The sequence below is a fragment of the Enterorhabdus sp. P55 genome (assembly GCF_009911695.1).
Taxonomy (GTDB): Bacteria; Actinomycetota; Coriobacteriia; order Coriobacteriales; family Eggerthellaceae; genus Enterorhabdus.
In genome coordinates, this window is the sequence record NZ_QWKK01000142.1 from 1 (window position 1) to 4464 (window position 4464).

Consider the following 4464-nt stretch of genomic DNA (forward strand, 5'->3'; position numbering starts at 1 on the left):
GCGCCACGCGCCCCATCCGCCCCGCTCGACCGCGCCCCGCACGCCCCGCCCGCCTCGCGCCCCAGCCCTGACCCGCACCCGCGCCCAGACGCACGAGGGCCCCGGGGCGGCTGCGTGCCCCGGGGCCCTCGTGCGTCCGTTGCGCGGCGGCTACAGCATGGTCGCGCGCAGCTCGGCGTCGTCGACGGCGCTCAGGTACGCGGGCGGGATGTCGAAGAGCGTCTTGGCGCCCACCACGCCCTCGCCGGCCAGGCGCCACGCGGCGCGGGCGCAGGCCACCAGCACGCTGCCGGTGAACTCGGGGTTGGAGTCCAGCTTGAGGGAGTACTCGATCACATGGGTGTTCTGCCCCTCGGCGCCCGTCGCGCCCGTGCGGATGACCGACCCGCCATGCGGAATGCCAGCATGGTCGCGGTCAAGCTCCTCCTTGCTGATGAAGGTGACCGTCGTGTCGTAGTCGGAGAAGTAGTTGGGCATCTCGACGATGGCCTTCTCGATGGCAGCCAGGTCGGCGCCCTCCTCCGCCACCACATAGCACTCGCGCGTGTGCTTCTGGCGGGTGGTCAGCTCGGGACGCTCGCCGGCACGCACGGCCTCGAGCGCGGCAGGCACGGGCACCGTGTACTGGCGCGCGTCCACGACGCCGGGCACGCGGCGAATGGCGTCGGAATGGCCCTGCGACACGCCGCGGCCCCAGAAGGTGTAGTCGGCGCCGTTGGGCAGCACGGCGTTGGCGTACAGACGCGCGATGGAGAACATGCCCGGATCCCAGCCGGCCGAGATGACGGCGACCTTGCCGCCCTCGCGCGCAGCGGCATCCACGGCCGCGAAGTGGGCGGGGATGTTGGCATGGGTGTCGAAGGAGTCCACCACGTTGAACAGGCTCGCGCAGGCCGGCGTCTGCTCGGGCAGGTCGGTGGCCGATCCGCCGCCCAGCACCAGCACGTCGACGTCGTCTGCATGGGCCGCCAGGTCGTCGGCGGAATAGACCGCCACGCCCTCAGTCAGCGGCGTGATGCTCGCGGGGTCGCGGCGCGTGAACACAGCCACGAGCTGGACGTCGTCGTTGTCGCGGCAGGCCAGCTCGACGCCACGGCCGAGGTTGCCATAGCCCAGGATGCCAATGCGGGTAACAGACATTCTTCCTCCTTGGGGGGATGCGAGGGTAGCGTTGATGGCGTCCATTATGGCCACCCTATGTTTCGAAGATGTGAAGGAAGGGGGCTCTTCGCGAAACAACCAGGGAACGGGCGGTGGCGAGGTTCTGGGGATAAGCCGCGATGCATGCGCGAGGCTCGAGAGGCCCACCGCCGCCAGACTCGGCCGCGCCGGGATGTGCTGCCCGCCCCTCAGCGCTTCCGGGACGGCCGGCGCGCGGGAGGGCCCACCGGCTTCACGGTGAGCGGCGCCTTACCGGAGGCGTCGCCTCCACGCGAGACGCCCCGGGGGCCACGGCGCGGGCGGGCCGCAGCCCCCTCCCCCGCCTCCTCGGCGCGGCTTGCCAGCGAGCGCGCGAAGGACACCTCGCGCGGGACGCGCAGCGTGAAGACGGTCACGCCGTCGCGGCTCATGGCCGTGATGTCGCCGCCGTGGGCGCCCACGATCTCCTTGGCGATGGCCAGGCCCAGGCCCGCCCCGCCGCTACCGCTCGTGCGCGAGCCGTCCTCGCGGTAGAACTTCTCGAAGATGGCCTCCAGGTGCGCCTCGGATATCTCCCGGCCGCGGTTGCGCACGGCGATGGACACCCACGGCCCGTCGCAGGAGGCGGCCAAGTCGACGGAGGTACCGTCCTCCGCATAGGCCACGGCATTGCGCATGACGTTGCCGAGCGCCCGGGCGAGCTTGTCGGGATCGACGAAGAACCGCACGTCAGGCGGGGCAGCCACCCGCAGCCCGATGCCGCGAGCCGAGGTCTCGGGGAAGAACGACTCGGCCACCTGCTGGCAGAACAGCCGCACGTCCACGTTCTCGCGCTCGATGGGGATGGCCTGCAGGTTGTAGCGCGTGATCTCGAAGAACTCGCCGATGAGCCCCTCCAGGCGCTCGGCCTTGGCATAGGCCGTCTCGGCGTACTTGCGCTGGGTGTCGGGCGGCAGCACCGCGGCGTCACGCAAAAGGTCGAGGTAGCCGAGCACGGAGGTGAGCGGCGTGCGGATGTCGTGGGCCAGGTAGGCCACCAGCTCGTTCTTGCGGCGCTCGGCTGCCTGGGCGGCGCGCTCGTCAGCCAGCGACTGCGAGCGGATGACGGCCAGCTCGTTCTGGGCGATGGAGAGCCCCGGCGGCAGCTCGATGGGCGCATCGCGGTCGGCCAGCAGCCGCGCCACCGCCTCGGACAAGTCGTCGAAGTAGCGCAGCGATCGGTTGAGCGCCATCACCACGATGACGAGCCACCCTGCCGCGAGCACCGCGGCCGCGAGCGGCAGCTTGAAGGACTTGATCAGGGCGTAGGTGCTCACGTCGCGGATGAGCCAGTAGCCATCGGGATTGAGCGACTCCTGCCAGACGGGGTTGGACGAGGCGACGCCCAGCTGCACGGCCTGGTCGGAGGCAGGCAGCTGCCTCCATTCGTCGTGGACGTCGGTCTGAGACTGCTTGAGGGCCTCCGCCACCAGCCGATCCAGGTCTTCCTGGCTGTAGCCCATCACCGAGGCGTTGAGCAGAATCTCGTTGACGTTGACGCCGCCGATGGCCTGGGGCACCGCCAGGGAGAGCTGCTCGGGCACGCCGGCCAGAAGGGCGCCCATGGCCGCCGCCTGCGCCGCGCTCGCATCACTCGCCCGCTTCACCACGCCCGTTGCCACAAGCGCGTCAAGCGCCTCCTGGAGGGAATGCGGCGAAGGCGTGCCCACCACGTCCCGGGAGACGACCGACGCCGACACGCTGCCCGAGGAGTCGACGGCGCTCTCGTTGGTTCCGGCGCCACCCGCGGCATCGGAGAAGATCCCCGTCATGCCCACCTTATCGGCCCAGGTCAGGGCATCTTCAGCAGTGCCCGGATCCGTGGGAAGCCCCTCCTTGCCCATCTGGTCTGTCAAGTCGTCCAGATAGGCGGTGCCACCGGCAAGGCCGTAGTCGGCCATGATCGCCTCGAAGCGGTCCGTCGAGTCCAGCACGCGCCAGGTGGACGTGCTGTCGGCCACGAAGTCAGCCAGAGGGCCCATGACGAACCCCTCGAGCAGAAGGCAGATGAGGGCGAACGCAGCGGTGAACGCCGCCAGGTTGCGCCCGAGGCGGCCGAGCAGGGTGCGACGCAGGACGCGCGCCTGCTCGCTCCTAAGCGCCATGGCCGCCGGCGCCCAGGGCGTCACGCAGCTTGTAGCCCACCCCCCAGGCGGTCTCGATGAACTGCGTGGACGAGTCGATAGCCGCGAGCTTCTGGCGCAGGTGGCGGATGTGGACCATCACGGTGTTGGCCGCCGCGTCGTCGTAGCGCTCGCCCCAGGCGCCCTCGAACAGATCGCGCGTGGAGACCGGCGAGCCAGCCGACTTGGCCAGGATCGAGAGGATGGCGAACTCCTTGGGCGTGAGCTGGAGCGGCTCACCGAGCAGCGTCGCCTTGTGGGCGCGCAGGTCGACCTCCACCGCGCCGGCGCGCAGCACGTCAGCCGTCGCCTGCGCCCCGGCCCGGGCGCGGCGCAGACGCGCCTTCACGCGGGCCACGAGCTCGCGGGGCTTGAAGGGCTTGGTCACATAATCGTCCGCGCCGAGGGTGAAGCCCACCACCTGGTCGGCCTCCTCGTCCTTGGCCGACAGGAACACGATGGGGATGTCGGAGACGGCGCGCACGCGCGTGCACAGCTCGAAGCCGTCCATACCGGGCATCATGATGTCGAAGATCCCCAGGTCATAGCGCTCGCGCTCGAGCAGCTGGAGGGCCTGGGCGGCGCCATAGCAGGCGCGCACCTCCATCCCCTCGGCTCCGAGGAGGCTGGCTACCAGATCGGCGATGGCCCGCTCGTCGTCCACCACCAGTATGCGCGCTGCTCTCTCCATGGGGTCTATTGTAGGCGAAGACGCCCCGATCCCGCAGCCACGCGCCGCGACGTGCGGCGTCTTAAGGAAAAAATAAGGGGCGTTAAGAAAGTCCTCAGCATTCGCTATGGGAACGTTAAACGGGCCCTCCCCTAAGGTAGGGGGCACGACGCGGAGCCTTGCGGAGGAGGGGCCCGACCCCCTCCGTGAGGCGCAGGCGCCCGCCAGCTCACCGACCCTCCCGACAGGCGAGGCGCCCCGCGTCGGCAACGCCAGATCACCCGGCATTCCGGCGCGCGACGAGTCGCCGCCAGCCGCCGCGCACCCGCCAAGGAGGAGACGCGCCATGGATGAGTTTTCCGCCCCCAACGCCCTCAGCTTCAGCCGCAGCCAGTGGCGCCGGCCCGACCAGCGCGCCGCGCAGGAGGCCGGCTCGTGGCGGCGCGAGGACGCCCCCGCGATCGCGGCGAGCGGCGCCGGCGCGGGCGGCAC

Annotated in this window: 3 protein-coding genes; all 3 read right to left on the reverse strand. The window is 70.7% G+C overall.

All coding sequences use genetic code 11. The annotated features are described in order from the left end of the window. Positions 1-150: 150 nt before the first annotated feature. Positions 151-1140 carry a diaminopimelate dehydrogenase gene (locus tag D1643_RS09860; RefSeq protein WP_160710455.1) on the reverse strand — a complete coding sequence of 330 codons (990 nt, stop codon included), beginning with the start codon at positions 1138-1140 and terminating at the stop codon, positions 151-153. A 209-nt stretch (positions 1141-1349) separates the two neighbouring features. Continuing rightward, complete coding sequence (locus D1643_RS09865) at positions 1350-3284, reverse strand: cell wall metabolism sensor histidine kinase WalK (protein WP_160710456.1); 1935 nt, start codon at positions 3282-3284, stop codon at positions 1350-1352. Further along, a complete protein-coding gene (locus tag D1643_RS09870) occupies positions 3274-3993 on the reverse strand; it encodes a response regulator transcription factor (RefSeq protein ID WP_160710457.1) in 720 nt (239 codons plus the stop codon). Before D1643_RS09870 ends, D1643_RS09865 begins: the two co-directional genes overlap by 11 nt. Between the last annotated feature and the right edge of the window lie 471 nt (positions 3994-4464).